General features: G+C 63.2%; 14 protein-coding genes. 9 read left to right on the top strand and 5 right to left on the bottom strand.

Features of this window, described 5'->3' with window-relative positions; genetic code table 11:
- Window positions 1–182 precede the first annotated feature (182 nt).
- From RVAN_RS09285 to RVAN_RS09305, 5 genes are all read right to left on the bottom strand, one after another.
- Entirely contained in the window at window positions 183–1,595 is a 1,413-nt protein-coding gene (locus RVAN_RS09285; protein WP_013419478.1) for a porin, read from the bottom strand.
- Between the two features lie 94 nt (window positions 1,596–1,689).
- Complete coding sequence (locus RVAN_RS09290) at window positions 1,690–2,781, bottom strand: MBL fold metallo-hydrolase (protein ID WP_013419479.1); 1,092 nt, start codon at window positions 2,779–2,781, stop codon at window positions 1,690–1,692.
- A gap of 3 nt (window positions 2,782–2,784) precedes the next feature.
- A complete protein-coding gene (locus RVAN_RS09295; RefSeq protein ID WP_013419480.1) occupies window positions 2,785–3,972 on the bottom strand; it encodes an acyl-CoA dehydrogenase in 1,188 nt (395 codons plus the stop codon).
- Between the two features lie 309 nt (window positions 3,973–4,281).
- A complete protein-coding gene (locus RVAN_RS09300; RefSeq protein ID WP_013419481.1) occupies window positions 4,282–5,088 on the bottom strand; it encodes a lytic murein transglycosylase in 807 nt (268 codons plus the stop codon).
- A gap of 97 nt (window positions 5,089–5,185) precedes the next feature.
- Window positions 5,186–5,443 carry a hypothetical protein gene (locus RVAN_RS09305; RefSeq protein WP_013419482.1) on the bottom strand — a complete coding sequence of 86 codons (258 nt, stop codon included), beginning with the start codon at window positions 5,441–5,443 and terminating at the stop codon, window positions 5,186–5,188.
- A 173-nt stretch (window positions 5,444–5,616) separates the two neighbouring features.
- Between RVAN_RS09305 and RVAN_RS09310 the strand changes: the two genes are divergently transcribed.
- The 9 genes from RVAN_RS09310 (at window position 5,617) to RVAN_RS09350 (ending at window position 16,246) form a co-directional block, all read left to right on the top strand.
- Window positions 5,617–6,981, top strand: a complete 1,365-nt coding sequence (locus RVAN_RS09310) for a pyridoxal-phosphate dependent enzyme (protein WP_013419483.1) — start codon at window positions 5,617–5,619, stop codon at window positions 6,979–6,981.
- Window position 6,982: 1 nt separating this feature from the next.
- On the top strand, window positions 6,983–8,149 hold the full coding sequence (locus RVAN_RS09315) for a trans-sulfuration enzyme family protein (protein ID WP_013419484.1): 1,167 nt from the start codon (window positions 6,983–6,985) through the stop codon (window positions 8,147–8,149).
- A 234-nt stretch (window positions 8,150–8,383) separates the two neighbouring features.
- On the top strand, window positions 8,384–8,671 hold the full coding sequence (locus RVAN_RS09320; protein WP_013419485.1) for an accessory factor UbiK family protein: 288 nt from the start codon (window positions 8,384–8,386) through the stop codon (window positions 8,669–8,671).
- Window positions 8,672–9,067: 396 nt separating this feature from the next.
- Window positions 9,068–9,565 carry a YbjN domain-containing protein gene (locus tag RVAN_RS09325; RefSeq protein WP_013419486.1) on the top strand — a complete coding sequence of 166 codons (498 nt, stop codon included), beginning with the start codon at window positions 9,068–9,070 and terminating at the stop codon, window positions 9,563–9,565.
- Window positions 9,562–10,374, top strand: coding sequence for a pyrroline-5-carboxylate reductase (gene proC, locus RVAN_RS09330; protein WP_041787424.1), 813 nt, complete (start codon window positions 9,562–9,564; stop codon window positions 10,372–10,374). The genes RVAN_RS09325 and proC overlap by 4 nt, the downstream gene beginning before the upstream one ends.
- Before the next feature lie 150 nt (window positions 10,375–10,524).
- On the top strand, window positions 10,525–10,893 hold the full coding sequence (locus tag RVAN_RS09335; RefSeq protein ID WP_013419488.1) for a hypothetical protein: 369 nt from the start codon (window positions 10,525–10,527) through the stop codon (window positions 10,891–10,893).
- A 75-nt stretch (window positions 10,894–10,968) separates the two neighbouring features.
- Window positions 10,969–11,487, top strand: a complete 519-nt coding sequence (locus RVAN_RS09340; RefSeq protein WP_013419489.1) for a copper chaperone PCu(A)C — start codon at window positions 10,969–10,971, stop codon at window positions 11,485–11,487.
- A gap of 117 nt (window positions 11,488–11,604) precedes the next feature.
- Window positions 11,605–12,306 carry a superoxide dismutase gene (locus RVAN_RS09345; RefSeq protein WP_013419490.1) on the top strand — a complete coding sequence of 234 codons (702 nt, stop codon included), beginning with the start codon at window positions 11,605–11,607 and terminating at the stop codon, window positions 12,304–12,306.
- Window positions 12,307–12,604: 298 nt separating this feature from the next.
- Window positions 12,605–16,246: an AsmA family protein gene (locus RVAN_RS09350; protein WP_013419491.1), complete on the top strand. Its 3,642-nt coding sequence runs from the start codon at window positions 12,605–12,607 to the stop codon at window positions 16,244–16,246.
- Window positions 16,247–16,252 lie beyond the last annotated feature (6 nt).

The raw sequence follows: 16,252 nt of genomic DNA on the forward strand, positions 1-16,252 counted from the left end.
AAAGAGACCACCCAGTTCCCCGCCTTTAGGCGGGCAATTTCTCCGACTATTGAGCGTCCCTGCGACAAGTCGCAGGGCAGCGATGGCGCGGCGATCGCTGCTGGACCGCCGAACCCTGCTATCGAAACTTCCTGGCATTGCGGATCACTGCCGAACGAGCCAACATGGCTCGCTCGCCGCCGTCAGAACTTCAGGCGCATGCCTGTCACGACGTAGGTGTCTTCATCCGAGAGGTAGCCGGCAACGAGACCGCCGCTTCCTGCCGTGTAGCCGATGCCCGAATAGACATCGAGATGCTTGTTGACGGCGTAGTCGACCATGAACGACACCTGATCGTAATCGCCGCTGCAATTCGCGCCGGTCGAACATTTGGTGCTGTTGACACCCGTGAGCCAGGAATTCTGGTTGAAGTGATACCAGCCAGCGGCGAAGCTCCAGCCGGACGGCATCTCATATTTCGCGCCAGCAAAGACGAGATTGAGAATGCGGTCGGTCTGGTAAGCCTGATTGTTGATGCTCGCCAGCCTGTAGCCGCCGATGGTCGTGTGAGAACCGCTCAACGGATCGTCGGGGTTTGAAAGCACCGTGTACTGATATCCGCCGTATACCGTCAGCTTGTCGCCGGGCGCGTCCTTCAAACCGCCACCGAGATTGAAGGTGTATTTGCCCATGATGGAGGCCGACGTGTTGTCGGTGATGGTCGCGGCCAACGCATTCTTCTGGTAGGTGGCAAGCCTGCCTGCATTGACAACGCTGTTTTCCTGCGCGAACACGGCATCGACGGAAAGCCCCTGCCATTTGCCACCGACATTGAGGCCGTAGGCGTCAGCGTGGATCGCTGTGTCTTCAGCACCGAAGGCGTACATCGCGCCTGCGTGGAAGGCGCCGAAATTGTAGGTGTAGCGGATGGAGTTATCCCAGCGCGCGGCTTCGGTAGACCCCATGCCTGCCGTGACACCGACCATGCCGATGAACGAGAACGCGTAAGAGGCTCCCATCGGATCGTATGCGATGACGGAGTCGAGATTGAACGCGTTCTGCCTGCCAAAAGTCAGCGTGCCGTAATTCGCGTTGCTGATGCCTGCGAAGGCGGAGCCGTTGATGGCTTGTCCGCAGCGCGAACCATCCACGTTCGCGGTCTGCTGACGCAGCGATGTTCCGCTGTTGTTCGAGAGGCTCGCGCAGGCATCGGAAAGCTCGAGCGAAAGCGGATTGAAACCGGTGTCGAATTTTCCGACGACGGACCACCCTTCCCCCAGCGGCTCCTCGATCTTGACGCCGACGGAGGATTGCGACAGGCCGCTCTGGGCAAAACCCCAATACGCCTTATGGGCGCCGGGTGCTCCGAGAAGACCGTAGATGGTGCCGGGATAGAGATCGTCGTCGAATGGCTGGCCCTTCGACTGCCACGTGTAGTTGACGTCGATAACGCCGTACACGGTGATACCCTTCCAACTGAGTTTCTCCGGCAGCGGATCCTTGATCGTATCGATCCAGAAATCCGCCGCACCGGCGGGCGACAGCATTACCAATGCCGTCGCGGCGCACGCAAACAGCCCGCTCGCGCCGCGAAGGCGCGCTTTTCTCTTCGTCATTTCCCCACCCCTAGGTGCCCTTGAATTACCGGTTCGACAGCCGACTCGAACCGGGTTGCATCTGCCCTGATATCATTCAGAGTAATAAATGCAATTATTTTGCGCTGTATGTGATATTTTGTTTCTCACCAGCGCTATATTCTATGCATCCCTCCGCGATCAGAGAATTGAGATGTGACAGCGTTTCTGCGACGGCGAAAAGGAGATCGTGGCCGCTGAGCGTACGCGGGAAAAGCCTTTCCATGACATCCGCGCCCGATGACGGATCGCCGCAGCAGTCGAGTGTATGCTTCAGCCGGTCGTCGTGATGGGCCTTCAGCGCCTTGCAGCGCTGCCTCAACCCCGTGAATGGTAGCCCGTGAGACGGCAGGACGAGCGCGTCGTCCGAAAGCGTCATCAGCCGGTTCAGCGAGGCGAAGAATCCGCCAAGCGGATTGGCCTCGGGTTCGTTGCTCCAGACCCCGATTGTCGGGCTGATCTTCGGAAGCACCTGATCGCCGGCAATCAGCACGTCGGCTTCCGGACACCAGAGGCAGACATGTTCCGGAGAATGTCCGCTGAAAGTCAGCACGTGCCACTCGCGGCCACCGATCGACAGGCGGTCGCCGTCGCTGATCCGTATGAAATCGAGCGGGATCGGATCGATATATTTGCGGTAGTTGTTGCCCTCGGCTATCGCCAGACGAAGCCGTTCGTCGCGAAGGCCGAAGCGGACAAAATGATCGCTCGCATGAGTGAGGAAGTCCTCGCCGCTTTCAAGCCAGCCTAGCCGCCCGTGAGTCCATTCGCCGATTGTCGTGGTCATCCTCACGCCAAAGCGCGCATGGAACCAGCTCGAAAGCCCCATATGATCCGGGTGGTGATGCGTGCAGATCAGGCGGGTGATCGGCAAACCGCCAAGCTGTTCTGCGAAGATCCGCTCCCAGAGGCCTCGCGTTCTTGCATCGGCCATCCCGGTATCGATCAGGGTGAAGCCCTGACCGTCGCGCAGCAGCCACACATTCACATGATCGAGCGCAAACGGCAGGGGCATGCGCGCCCAGAAGATCCCGTCCGCCACCTCGACGAGCGAACCCTCCGGGGGCTGCTGCGGCTGTACGCCACCGGCGGCCACAAGCGGCAATGGCTCACCGGTCACGCCCGCGCGGGGGCGCGCTTCGATCGGGGATGTCGAGCATGTTGCCATGGCTCAACCGCCGAACGCGTTGAGGCCGGTGATCGCGCGGCCGAGGATCAGCGCGTGAACGTCGTGCGTTCCTTCATAGGTGTTGACGGCCTCAAGGTTCATCGCGTGGCGGATGACGTGAAACTCGTCGGAGATGCCGTTGCCGCCGTGCATATCCCGCGCGATGCGCGCAATGTCGAGCGCCTTGCCGCAGTTGTTGCGCTTCAGCATGGAGATCATCTCGGGAGCCATCTTCTGCTCATCGAAGAGGCGTCCGAGCCGCAGGCACGCGTGGAGCCCGAGCGCAATCTCGGTTTCCATGTTGGCGAGTTTCAGTTGAACGAGCTGGGTGTTGGCTAGCGGCCGACCGAACTGCTTGCGGTCGAGCGTGTATTGCCGCGACGCGTGGAAGCAAAACTCCGCCGCACCCAGCACACCCCAGGCGATGCCATAGCGCGCGCGATTGAGGCAGCCGAACGGGCCTTTCAGCCCTTCCACATTGGGAAGCCTGTTTTCGTCGGGAACGAAAACGCTCTCCATCACGATTTCGCCCGTGATCGAGGCTCGCAGAGAGAACTTGCCCTCGATCTTGGGCGCGGACAGACCCTTCATCCCCTTTTCGAGAATAAAGCCCTTGATGATGCCCGCATCGTCTTTCGCCCAAACCACAAAGACATCGGCAACCGGTGAATTGGTGATCCAGATCTTGGAACCCGAGAGGAGCCATCCGCCATCCGTCTTGCGCGCGCGGGTTTTCATGCTGCCGGGGTCCGAGCCAGCATCCGGCTCTGTCAGGCCGAAACACCCGATCCACTCACCGCGAGCGAGTTTTGGCAGATATTTACGGCGCTGTTCCTCCGTGCCATAGGCGTAAATCGGGTACATCACCAGCGACGACTGCACGCTCATAGCCGAGCGGTAGCCGGAATCCACGCGCTCGACCTCTCGCGCAATGAGACCGTAGCAGACGTAGTTCACGGCTGCGCCGCCGTAAATCTCGGGCAGCGTCGAGCCGAGAAAGCCGAGACTGCCCATCTCCGTCATCACCGCGCAGTCGAAGACTTCATGCCGGTTCGCCTCGCGGATGCGCGGCAGCAACTGGTCCTGACAGTAGGATCGCGCGGAATCGCGAACCATCGTTTCCTCTTCCGTCAGGGCGTCTTCGAGCAGAAGCGGATCATCCCAACGAAACGCGTTCTTGCCGATAGACATGGGCGACCTCCTAAAAATGGTATTATGGTACATGAATACGATTATTAAGGTGCTGTCAAGCTTGAGAGTGAGCGCGTCCGTAATTCAAACGGTCGCGCAGGCGACGCCAATAGCTACGCATTAACGCCGGGCGCAGCCTCCCGCCGGATATTTATGCCTGACGCCTGCAAGCTTCTGTCGCATAATGCCAACGCGTATGAGCACCGGCGCTTCCTACGGGGCGTCGTGATCTTCAGGTTAGTGCCCTCTATTTTGCGCCGACATGCTGCCGAGCACGGCTTGGTCTTGGCCCCTCAGGTGAGGAAGGTCTCACTGGCCCGCCAACCGCCCGGCGAAGTAGACAATCGTTTTGCGATACACCTCGGAGCGATTCCATTCGCGCAGAACCTGAAAGTTCGCGCTGCCCTCGCCGTAGGAGGCACCCGCGCGCCAGCCGTTGACCTTGAGCAGGTTCGCGGTGGAAGCGAGCACGTCCGGCACGCTGTGGCGAAGGTCGACATGGCCGTTTCCGTCGAAATCGACGCCATATTTTATGTACGAAGAGGGCAGAAACTGCGTCTGGCCGATTTCACCCGCATAAGCGCCCTTCAGGTCCGAAAGCGGAAGGTCGCCGCGCTGAACGATCTTGAGCGCCGCAATCAACTCGCGCTGAAACAACTCGGTACGTCGGCAATCCCACGCGAGCGTCGCAAGCGTGCGGATCACGGGCCGATTGCCCATGTCGCCCGAGCCGAAATCGGTTTCGAGGCCCCAGATGGCGACGACGAGCTGCGGCGGCACACCGAACCGCTGCTGGATGCGCGATAGAAGCGCGGCATGACGTTGCAACATCTCCCTGCCGCGCTTGATGCGCGCAGGGTGCACGCGCTTTGCGGCGAAGGCCTCGAAGTTGGGGCTACTGAACGAACTGCGCTGCTTGCGGTCGAAGGCCAGTACCGCCTGATCGAGGCCCGCGCCGCCGAGCCCACTGTCGATGACGGATCGCGAAATGCCGGCCGCCACTGCGTCGCGCGACACCTGCGCAATGAAGCCGGAGAAATCGCCGCCACATTGCGCGGCCTGCGCGACCGGAACCGGAAGTGAAAGAAGAACTGCCGCGACGATGCGCCTGATCATGCCATGCCCCTTCTCTTCGCCGACGCCTTCATCGCACGGGGATGGTTAAGGGGCAATGCGCGTCGTCTGGCCGGGCGGAGCGGGCCGCGTCAGGCAGCTACCGAAGCTTGCGCGCCAGCGGCGGCGCGATTTCAGGCACTTCGACGACGCCTTGTCCCCTGAAACAAGCCTCGCGATTGCGCCCCGCGATAGAAAGCAAAGCGGCGCCGAAGTTCGGGTTCAGCGAGAGACGCGCGTTCTCGAAACGAGGAATCCATAGAAACCAGCCATCGTTGAAGCTGATGTCAGAGGAATGCGGCACCAACAGCCCAACCGAAGCTCGGCAGTTTGGGCAAAAAAATTGCTGGATTTCCATATGTTGACCTTGCAGAGCAAAGAGACACATTCCGCTTGTGGGCGAGGCGCAAAAGGCTCGGGATCCGCCTGCGATCGCGCGCTTGGCAGTCGATCGGCTTCCAACGAACTTTTGAGACACGCTCTGGTGTTGAATGAAACACGCGGGGTTGGAAAACGCAGGAAGGTCGGACGATGACAAACTACAATGGCCCCTTGGCACTTATCGGCGATACGCCAATTGTCGAACTGACACACCTCGACACTGGCCCTTGCCGCCTGTTTGCGAAGCTCGAAAGCCAAAATCCCGGCGGCTCAATCAAGGACCGAATCGCGGTTTCGATGATCGATGCCGCCGAGAAATCCGGCGCGCTGAAACCGGGCGGGCGCATTGTCGAGGCGACGGCGGGAAACACGGGCCTGGCACTGGCGCTCGTCGCCACGCTGCGCGGCTACACCCTGACGCTCGTCATCCCCGACAAGATGAGCCGCGAGAAGATCGCCCATGTCCGCGCGCTGGGGGCGGAGGTCATCCTCACCCGCTCGGACGTGCCGAAAGGCCACCCCGAATATTATCAGGATCTCGCCCAGCGCATCGCGAAGGAAACGGGCGCGTTCTTCGTGGACCAGTTCAACAATCCGAACAATCCCGCCGCGCATGAGCGCAGCACCGGGCCGGAAATCTACAAGCAACTCGACGGCAAGGTGGACGCCATCGTGGCAGGCGTCGGGTCGGGCGGCACCATCACCGGCATCTCGCGTTACTTCGCCCGCGTATCGCCCGCGACGGATATCGTGCTTGCCGATCCGAAAGGCTCGATCCTCGCCGAATACATCAAGTCGGGCGATGTCGGCGAGGCCGGAAGCTGGCTCGTAGAAGGCATCGGCGAGGATTTCGTCCCGCCCGTCAGCGACCTTTCGCGCGTCACCCACGCCTACACGATCACCGATGGCGAGAGCTTCGCGGCGGCGCGCGAACTGCTCCTCAAGGAAGGCATTCTCGCGGGGTCGTCGTCCGGCACGCTGCTTGCCGCCGCGCTTCGATATTGCCGCGAGCAGACCGAGCCGAAGCGCGTCGTCACCCTCATCTGCGACTCCGGCAACAAATACCTGTCCAAGATGTATGACGACCGCTGGCTCACCGATCAGGGCCTGTTGGAGCGGCCGCGCTTCGGCGACCTGCGCGACCTCATCGCCCGCCGTCATGACGAGCACGCGGTGGTGACGGTCGGCCCTGAAGACACGCTGCAAACCGCGTACAGCCGCATGAAGCTCTACGACGTGTCGCAGGTCCCCGTGCTCGATGGTGATCGCTGTGTCGGGCTGCTGGACGAAAGCGACCTTCTCGTCGCGCTTACCTCCGGCACGCTCGACTTCCATCGACCGGTAAAAGCCGCGATGGCCGCCAAGGTCGAGACCGTTCAGGCCAACCGGCCGCCCGAGAGCCTGCTGCCGCTGTTCGACCGCGGCCTTGTCGCTGTCGTCGTCGATGGCGAGCGCTTCCTCGGCCTCATCACCCGCATCGACCTCCTCAACCACCTACGCAGAAAGATGGACTGACGTGGCCAAACATCACCGACACACGAAAACGGCGACAAAAGTTGTGCATGCGGGCGTCGAGCACGATGCCACCGGCGCCGTGATGACGCCGATTTACGCCTCATCGACCTTCGCGCAAAGCTCGCCCGGCAAGCACACCGGCTGGGAATATGCGCGCTCCGGCAACCCGACGCGCGCGGCATTTGAAAAAGCGGTGGCCGACCTCGAAGGCGGCATCGCGGGCTTTGCCTTCGCGTCGGGCATGGCGGCCGAGGCGACGGTGCTGGAACTGCTCGACCATGGCAGCCACATCGTGGCGAGCGACGACCTTTACGGCGGCACGTGGCGGCTTCTCGAACGCGTCCGCAAGCGCACGGCGGGGCATTCGGTGACGTTTGTCGACGTGACCGACCTCGACGCCGTCAAGGCGGCCGTGCAGAAAGGCAAGACGCGCGTCATCTGGGTGGAATCGCCGACGAATCCGCTGCTCAAGGTGCCAGACCTCGCCGCCATCGCCGCCATCGGCAAGAGCGCGGGCGCGCTGACGGTTGCGGACTCGACCTTCGCCTCGCCGGTCATCCAGAAGCCGCTCGATCTCGGCTTCGACATCGTGCTGCATTCGGCGACGAAATATCTGTCCGGCCATTCGGACATCATCGCGGGCGTCGTCGCTGTGAAGGAGCCCGCGCTCGCGGACGCGCTGCGCTTCCTGCAAAACGCGACGGGCGCGGTGCTCGATCCGTTCCCGGCGTTCCTCGCCCTTCGCGGCCTGAAGACGCTGGCGCTTCGCATCGAGCGGCACAGCGCGAACGCGCTCGCCATCGCGCAGTCGCTTGAAGGCCATCCAAAGCTCAAACGCGTGATCTATCCCGGCCTGAAGAGTCATCCGCAGCATCAGGTTGCCGCGCGGCAGATGAACGGCTTCGGCGGCATGCTGACCATCGACATCGATACAGACGAGGGAGGCGTGCGGCGCGTGCTGGAGAATCTCAACCTGTTCACGCTCGCGGAGAGCCTCGGCGGTGTCGAAAGCCTCGCGGGGCACCCGTACACCATGAGTCACGGTTCGTTGCCGCCGGAACGCCGCGATGCGCTCGGCATCGGCTGGGGGCTCGTGCGGCTCTCGGCGGGTATCGAGGACGCGGGCGACCTCATCGCCGACTTGCGGCAGGCGTTGGAGCGCGCGTAAGCGCTCTTTGCGGGAGGCGTGTCACTTGCTCGCCGCCTCCCCGGCCGCGGCCCCTTGCGTCAAAAACGAGCGCCGCCCGATCTCGCGGCGCAGCAAGCTATTGTTATATAAGCGCCTTTCCGCCCGCAATAGCTGCGACTGGATGGCGGGGCGATCCATGGCGCTCGCGCGTGCTTGAAGCCGCAACGCGCAGTGATTAGGTTGCCGCAAACACCTTTCCATCGGGGATCGAACATGACGCAGACGACAGGCCGGTTTTTCGACGATATCGCCAAGTTCATGACGGACGCGGCCGGGGCGGCTCAGGGCGCGCGGCAGGAATTCGAGACCGCCGCACGCAGCCAGGCGGAGCGCTTCTTTCGCAGCATGGACCTGCCGCAGCGCGAAGAATTCGAGGCAGTGAAGGCCATGGCGCTGAAGGCGCGCGAAGAGAACGAGCGCCTCGCAAAGCGCGTCGATGAGCTTGAGGCGGCGGTCGCTCGCTTGCAGGGCGCGCCGACGATTGACGGCGGCAATTTCTGACGAGGGCGCGCATCTCTCGCGCCTTGCGTTCCATCTGACCGGATGGCGTAAGCGGCGGCTTCAACTCGCCGTGTCGCTCTTCGGTTGCGCCGCCGGTTCGCGCAACACGTCACGCCGCAGCTTCGTGAGTAGGCGCGCCTGCGGAGCGTTCGCGCCCGCGACGCGCTGCGGCCTCGCGACCTTTGCGTTCGCCCGAAATCGACACATTGGCAACACTGTCAAGCTAACGCCCCTGCCACGATGTTTTCCCCGTGGAGAAAGTGTTGACGTGATTGCGCGTGACAGGCGGATCACCCCATAGGCTGAGAAGCATATGCGGTGAGACCGGGCGAATACGGCGGTTGTCGTAAGGGGCATGTCCGGAACATTCTCGCCGCAGCTCAGAAGGGAATTGGGATGACCACTGCCGGGCAGGATTACAACCGACTTTCACACCCCGTGGACCTCGTGGAACAGATTGCGTGCGTGCAGGATTGGACCTTCGAGCGTTCGAGCGAAGATGAGTTGACGGTATCCGTAGCGGGCGAGTGGTGCGATTATCATATCTCGTTCAACTGGCGCGACGATCTTGAAAGCCTGCATATGGCCTGCGCTTTCGACTTCAAGGTGCCGCGCAACCGCATACCCGAGATCTATCGCCTCCTGGTGCTGATCAACGAGCAATTGTGGCTCGGACATTTCGACATCTGGTCGTCGGAAGGCCTGCTGCTTTACAGGCAAGGGTTGATGCTGAACGGTGCGGAGCCGACGGCGAAGCAGTGTGAGGCGCTTTTGCAGGCTGCTATCGACACGTGCGAGCGCTATTATCAAGCCTTCCAGTTCGTCGTGTGGGCTGGAAAGCGCGCGGAGGACGCGTTGGCAAGCACCATCTTTGAAACCGAGGGACAGGCGTGACCGACACAGGGCGGACTTCATCGATCTTTCTCGTCGGAGCGGGCCGCATGGGCGGCGCGCTTCTTCGCGGCTGGCTTCGTGCAGGATTTCCGCCCACCGCCATCGCCGTACGCGAGCCGCAGCCTTCCGCGCAAATGACCGCGCTTCTTCAGGAAAAGGGCATTCCGATGCTCCCCGAAGATGAGCCGGATGTCATGGTTCTTGCGGTGAAGCCGCAGATACTGCCGGAGGTGCTGCCCGAGGTCGTCAACCATGTCGGCCCGCATACGGTGGTGCTGTCCATCGCGGCGGGACGGACGGTGTCCGGCATCGCGGACCAGTTCCGCGACGGCACGGCCATCGTGCGCGCCATGCCGAATCTGCCAGCCGAGGTCGGTCGCGGTGTGACCGGCGCTTTCCCGAACGCCAATGTGACGGATGCCCAGCGCGAGCTGTGCGACAAGCTTTTGCGCGCTGTCGGCGAGGTTGTCTGGGTCGACGATGAAGGGCAGCTCGACGCGGTGACCGCCGTTTCTGGCTCCGGCCCGGCCTATGTCTTTTATCTCGCCGAGTGCCTTGCGCATGCCGCCGAGGAAGCCGGACTTCCGAGCGATATGGCGATGAAGCTCGCGCGCGCCACGGTCGAGGGCGCGGGGGAGCTCATGCATCGCTCGCCGCTCGAAGCTGCGAAACTGCGCGAGAATGTCACCTCTCCCGGCGGCACCACCGCCGCCGCGCTCGCGGTTCTTTCGAAGGACGAGGGGCTCAAGGCACTCATGCGCGAGGCTATCGCGGCCGCAGCGCGGCGCTCGCGCGAGCTGTCGCAATAGCTGCGGGCTCCGATTGGCGGCGGAAGCCGCCCTTATATTGCGCTCTGAGCATCTGATGACCTCGCCTGCTGCCCGTCATCACAAAAGCGTGCGTAGAACAAAAGAGCGCATGGCTTCAGGCTCCGGCAAATCAACCGGATCGGCGCTGGAATGGGAAAACCGTTCGAACAGTTTCGCACCGTCGCGATATGGCTCGCGTTAGCGGCGGCGCTCACGCGCGTTGTGCTCGTGGCCGGGTTAATGCCAGTTGTCGCCGACGACGGTTTCGCACTCGTCGTCTGCCGGGGCGTGACGCCCGATCCTTCGCGCGAAGGCGCGCCCGTCGACCGCACACATGATCCTTGCCCCTTCGCGCTCAATGGCGTTGGATCGCCCGCGATTGAGCCGTTCAACTCGCCAAAACCGCGATGGACCGCTGAGCGGATTGCCACCCCGGTTCCAGATAGTCTGCCACGCCGCCCCGTCGCGATTTCGACCTTCCGGCCGCGCGCGCCTCCCGTTATGGGGCTCGTTTCGTAGTCGACTGCCGCACTGCGCCCCGTTCGGGCACTTGCGGCGTTTCGCAAAACCACATCAAACGCAACGGATTGGCACATGAAAAGACACCTTCTGGCGGCAGGCGCGCTCGCGCTTTCGGGCATCGCCGCAGCTTCCGCGCATTCCTATCTGCAAAACGGCATCTCGATCCTGCATCCGTGGGCACGGCCGACCGCCGAAGCCGCGAAGACCGGCGCTGTCTATCTCTCGCTCAGCAACAGGGGCGACGCCGCCGACACCCTCGTTTCTGCCTCCACACCAGTCGCGGACAAGGCCGAGATCCACGAGCACGTCGAGGAGAACGGCGTCCTCAAGATGCGCGCCGTGCCGGGCGGTCTGAAGCTCGCGCCGGGCGCTTCCGCCGAATTCAAGCCCGGCGGCCTTCACGTCATGCTTTTCGGCCTGAAGCAGCGGCTTGAGGAAGGCGCGTCCTTCCCGCTCACGCTGGTTTTCGACAAGGCCGGCCCGGTGCCTCTTGAGGCGAGGGTCCAGCGCGGCCCGAGCGGTGATGCGGCGCCCGCCGATGCGTCTGGCTCACACGGCGCGCATCAATCGGGGGATCACAACAGCCACTGACGTGTTGATCAAACCGCGCAGCATAGGCGAAGCAGAGCGTTTGCGGCTTTTCATCAGGCAGCTTGAAACGAAGCCGCAGGCGATATCCTGCGGCTTTTTCATTCAGGGAGATTACGAATGCCCTCCGAAGTAACGGGAAACATGTTGAAAGCAGGCGCGGCGATGCTCGGCTTTCATCTCGACCGGGAAGGGGGAACCTACTCTCTTCCGCCGCTTCCGTACGACTACAACAAGAACGAGCCTGCCATCGATGGCGAAACCATGCGGCTTCATCACGACCGCCATCACGCATCCTATGTTCAGAAGCTCAAGGCGGCGGCGTCCAAGGGCGGTGCGTGGACGAAGAAGCCGTTGCACGAAATCTTGGCGTCGCTGTCGTCGGTGCCTGAATCGGTGCGCGCGGCGGTTCGAACGAATGCAGGCGGCCACGCCAATCACACCATGTTCTGGCAGATCATGGGCGGCGATGGCGGCAAGCCGACCGGCGAACTCGCGGCGGCCATCGAGCGAGATTTCGGCAGCTTCGAAAATCTTCAGGCGGCGTTCAACAACGCGGGCGCCAGCCACACCGGTTCCGGCTGGGTTTTCGTCACCGTTGACGGAGACGGCAAGCTCGGCCTTACGACGAAGCCGAATCAGGACACGCCCTTGATGGATGGCGAGCGCGTGCTGTTCGGCAATGATGTGTGGGAACACGCCTATTACCTGAAATACAATGATCGCCGCGCCGATTATCTGCGCGCGTGGTGGTCCGTACTCGATTGGGACAAGATCGCCGAGCGCTACGAGGCGGCGAAGCGCGGCGCGCTTACCGTTTGACGCCGCACGGAAAGAGAGAGCATGATCTCATCGCACAACCGGCAACCACTTTTGCGGATCATGCTCTGACGTCGGCCGGTGCGTCGGCTTCCCTGTGCAACTCACTTGTGGAAGTCTCGGTCGCGCCGAGGGGGAAGGCGCGCGTGAGCGGGCAAAATCTGGCACAATCCGAATCGGGGTCGACGCTTGTGTAAAGGGCGATTTCGCCCCTGCCCCTTGCAAGCCTTCTTTTAGATCGATACGTCAAGCTCGAAGCACGGCGCGCGTTCTTCGTACTCCTGATCAAAGAGGAATCGTTTTGGGCCGCCTCCTGGCAACATTCGCGACGCTTCTGGTGCTGCTCATCGGCGCGGCCTTCACCGTGCCCGCTTTTCTGGACTGGAATGCACTTCGGCCGGACATCGAGGAGGCGGCATCGACGCTGTTCGGTCAGAAGATTCGGATCGTCGGCGATATCGACATCGCACTCCTGCCCGAGCCGCACGTGCGCGCCGCGAAGATTGCGACCGATCCCGCGCCGGGCGACAAGCTCGCGCTGAGCGCCGAAGCGCTCGATCTCTCGCTTTCCCTTCAAGGGCTGATCGGCGGGCATGTCGAGGCGAGCCGCCTCAAGCTTGTGCGGCCGGTGGTCATCGTTCAGGCGGCGCGGCGTGGTGCCAACCGCGCGGGCGCAAGCGCGGCGGGCCTCGCGTTGCCGTTCACGGCAGATGTCCGCTCACTCGAAGTCGAGGGCGGCCGCTTCACATTTGTGCCCGAACACGGCGCACCGCTCACACTTTCCGGCATTGACGGAAAGGTCACCGCGCCAACGCGCGGCGCTCCCTATCGGGCAAACGTCAAGGCCACCTTCGACGATCGCCGGTTCGATCTGAGACTCATGGCCCAGCTCGCGCAAGACTCCGGTATCAAACTTTCAGGCAGCGCGACCGACCTCTCCAGCAAGACGGTCTTGCATGCGGACGGCGTGCTCCGCGCCAGCTTCGCGCCGACTTTCGAGGGAGCCCTGACGCTGAACGCCCCGAAGACGGCGGGGCTTGGCGCGCCTTTGGACGTGCAGGCGAGTGCTCGGGCGAAAGTCGATCTCGATAGCGCCGCGCTGTCCGATCTCGTGCTGACGCTCGACGGCGCTAACCGCCCGCAGATTCTCGCAGGCCGCGCGACGATCCCCTTCACCGGGAACGCACCCGCCGAAATTTCCCTTCAGGCGAAATCGCTCGATGCGGATTCGTTGCTCGCGAAAGCAAGCCCCGCCGCTGGATGGGCCGTCACCACCCAGAAGCGCTGGGACGATACCCGCGCCGTGGCCGACCGCCTCCTCTGGCTTTATCCCGAAACGCCGGTTCGCCTCGATCTCGCGGCTGAGCATGTGCAACTGAAGGACGATTTCATTGACGGCGTGAAGCTCGAAGGCGCGCGCGACGGCAATATCTGGACGTTCTCAAACGCTGGGGCAACGCTTCCCGGCGACACCGCGCTCGCCTTTACAGGCACGCTCGCGCGCGACAGCGGCAACTCCGAACTCGCGGGCAAGCTCTCCGTCGATGCGCGGCACCTCGTGCGGCTCAATCGCTGGATGGCACCAGAAGCAGGCGGCAAGTATCCACTTGCGCGAGCCATCGCCTTCACCGGCGGCCTCAAGCTTTCCGAAAACGTGGCGGCGCTCGAGAACCTTGCAGGAACCATCGACGGCTCTCCCTTTACCGGCGGTGTCAGGCTTGACAGCCAACCGGCGCGCCGACTTTCGCTAACTCTCGCGGGCGACAAATTCATCCTCGCGGGCGCTGACGCAGCGCAGGACGCCGAGGCTTTTTCCACCGACGCGTTGAAATCCGCATGGCAAGGGACGCTCGCGCAGCTTGCGCCGTTCTTCGGCGAAGACCTTTCGGACATCAAGAGCGGCGACATCAGCCTCTCCGCTGGCGAGCTGCACGCAAGCGTCATTCATGCGAAGAACCTCGCCGCGCAGATCAGGTTCAACCCGGACCTCGTCACCGTCACGAAGCTGAGCGCTGAGACGCTGGACGGCCTGTCGGTTCAAGGCGAAGGCGTGGTGCCGCTGAAAGCCGCAGCGCATGGCCGGTTCGAGGGGCGGGTCGAGGCGCGTACGCCCGAAGCGGTCGCTCAGGCCGTTGCCGCTCTCGGCATAGCGCCGGAACGGCTTGGCGCGCGAGCGCGGATGATGGCGCCGGCCGTGCTCGCGATCAACTACGGCGCGGAGGCGCTGGGGCAAGGCGGAGCGGGGCAGATTACCGGCACACTCGGCGATGTCCGTGTCGATGGCCGCGCGCAGATCAAGGGCAATCTCGCCGACTGGCGGACGACGCCCTTCACCGCTCAGATCGGCGCGTCGTCGGCCGATGGCAACAAGCTCCTCGCGCTTCTCTATCCGAAAATCGCCCCGGCATCCTCATCACCGCTCTCGCCCGGCACGCTGAACCTTCGCCTTGGGGGCACATCGCAGCGCTTCGATACCTCGGGCGCGCTAAAGACGCAGCCCCTGCAAGCGCAGATCGACGGCGCAACGGCCATCAAGGAGCAACAGCCTTCGTTCTCCGGAAAGGTCTCCGCGACGGCCCCATCGCCCGAACAATTCCTCTCGGCACCGCTTCTGGCACTGCTCGGTGCGGAGACGAAAGCGCCGTTGCGCGTTGAGGCGACCGTCACGGCGACGCCCGAACGCATCGAAGCGACAAAGCTCAAGGCCGAGTCCGGGCGGAATGCCATCAACGGCACACTGGCCGCCATCCTCGCCGAACAACTCGGCATCGAAGCATCGTTGAGCGCCGATCAACTGTCGCTTCCGTCGCTGCTCGGTCAGTTCCTCGCGCCCCCGTCTCACGAATCCCCGCCAACCGACCCGGCTCCGCTGTGGAGCGAGCGCCCGTTCAACAAGATTGCGTTCGAGGAAACCTCAGCCCGCATCGCGCTCGGCGTGCGGACGCTGAAGCTCAGCGACGGCTTTGCCCTTTCCGACGCGCAGGTTTCCGCCGTGCTCGACAAGGGACGCCTCGACATCCGCAAGCTCGACGGCAAGGCGCTCGGCGGCACGTTGTCCGGTTCGCTCGTGCTCGACGCGAAAGGCCCCGCCGTCACCGCGAACGCCAACCTCTCGCTTTCCAATGCGGATCTGGCGCAGCTGCCCACGCAGAACATTTCGGCGCTCCTGTTGGGCCGCACATCGTTCATCATCAAGGCGTCCGGTCAGGGGCTTAGTCCGCGCGGGCTCATTTCGGTGCTCGGTGGCAAGGGGGCGATCGCGCTTTCAGAGGGGCAACTCGCGAAGTTGTCTCCCGCCGCCATCCAGAAGAGCGGGGACGATATGCAGGCGGCAGCCGCACCGCTCGCGGAAGACGCCATTGCGCGCAAAGCACAGGACGCCCTTCAATCGGGCGACTTTAAATATCGCAGGCTGCGCTTCCCGCTCGTCATCCGCGATGGAACGCTGGAAATTCCGCGTGCCTCCTTCCGCAATCTCCGCGACGGCACCGTTCGCATGCAGGCCGATCTTGACCTCGCGACGATGCAGGCCGACACTACGTGGCAGCTTGGCGTCAGTTCCGACCGCCGCAAGTGGCCGCCGGTCAAGGTCGTCATCGCGGGGCCGTTGCGCGAGTTGGGCGGTGCGCGCCGGTCGGTCTCCGCCGAGGCGTTCGTTCGCGCCGTGCTGGTGGGCAAGATGGAAACCGACATTGCGCGGCTCGAAAGCCTGAACAGGCCACAGCCCTCCCAGCCCGCCCAAGCGACTCTGCCACAGCCGGCGGCGACGCCCGCGCAGGCGTCGTCATGGACCACCGCGCAGGAGCCCGCACCGCGCCCTCGCCGCAAGGCGGATTCGGTCGCGGAGCAACAGCCCGTCGCGGCACCGGCGCGCCTGCCGTCCAGACAAACTGATTTCGAAAAGCGCATTCGCGATATGCTTGCGCCGCAGGGCGGACGCTGATCCGCT

It is taken from the genome of Rhodomicrobium vannielii ATCC 17100 (assembly GCF_000166055.1).
Lineage (GTDB): Bacteria > Pseudomonadota > Alphaproteobacteria > Rhizobiales > Rhodomicrobiaceae > Rhodomicrobium > Rhodomicrobium vannielii.

What these genes read in the sequence shown, in the direction of transcription:
- RVAN_RS09285 (WP_013419478.1), bottom strand. Translation starts at nt 1,595, where the DNA reads ATGACGAAGAGAAAAGCGCGCCTTCGCGGCGCGAGCGGGCTGTTTGCG.
- RVAN_RS09290 (WP_013419479.1), bottom strand. Translation starts at nt 2,781, where the DNA reads ATGGCAACATGCTCGACATCCCCGATCGAAGCGCGCCCCCGCGCGGGC.
- RVAN_RS09295 (WP_013419480.1), bottom strand. Translation starts at nt 3,972, where the DNA reads ATGTCTATCGGCAAGAACGCGTTTCGTTGGGATGATCCGCTTCTGCTC.
- RVAN_RS09300 (WP_013419481.1), bottom strand. Translation starts at nt 5,088, where the DNA reads ATGATCAGGCGCATCGTCGCGGCAGTTCTTCTTTCACTTCCGGTTCCG.
- RVAN_RS09305 (WP_013419482.1), bottom strand. Translation starts at nt 5,443, where the DNA reads ATGGAAATCCAGCAATTTTTTTGCCCAAACTGCCGAGCTTCGGTTGGG.
- RVAN_RS09310 (WP_013419483.1), top strand. Translation starts at nt 5,617, where the DNA reads ATGACAAACTACAATGGCCCCTTGGCACTTATCGGCGATACGCCAATT.
- RVAN_RS09320 (WP_013419485.1), top strand. Translation starts at nt 8,384, where the DNA reads ATGACGCAGACGACAGGCCGGTTTTTCGACGATATCGCCAAGTTCATG.
- RVAN_RS09325 (WP_013419486.1), top strand. Translation starts at nt 9,068, where the DNA reads ATGACCACTGCCGGGCAGGATTACAACCGACTTTCACACCCCGTGGAC.
- RVAN_RS09335 (WP_013419488.1), top strand. Translation starts at nt 10,525, where the DNA reads ATGGGAAAACCGTTCGAACAGTTTCGCACCGTCGCGATATGGCTCGCG.
- RVAN_RS09340 (WP_013419489.1), top strand. Translation starts at nt 10,969, where the DNA reads ATGAAAAGACACCTTCTGGCGGCAGGCGCGCTCGCGCTTTCGGGCATC.
- RVAN_RS09345 (WP_013419490.1), top strand. Translation starts at nt 11,605, where the DNA reads ATGCCCTCCGAAGTAACGGGAAACATGTTGAAAGCAGGCGCGGCGATG.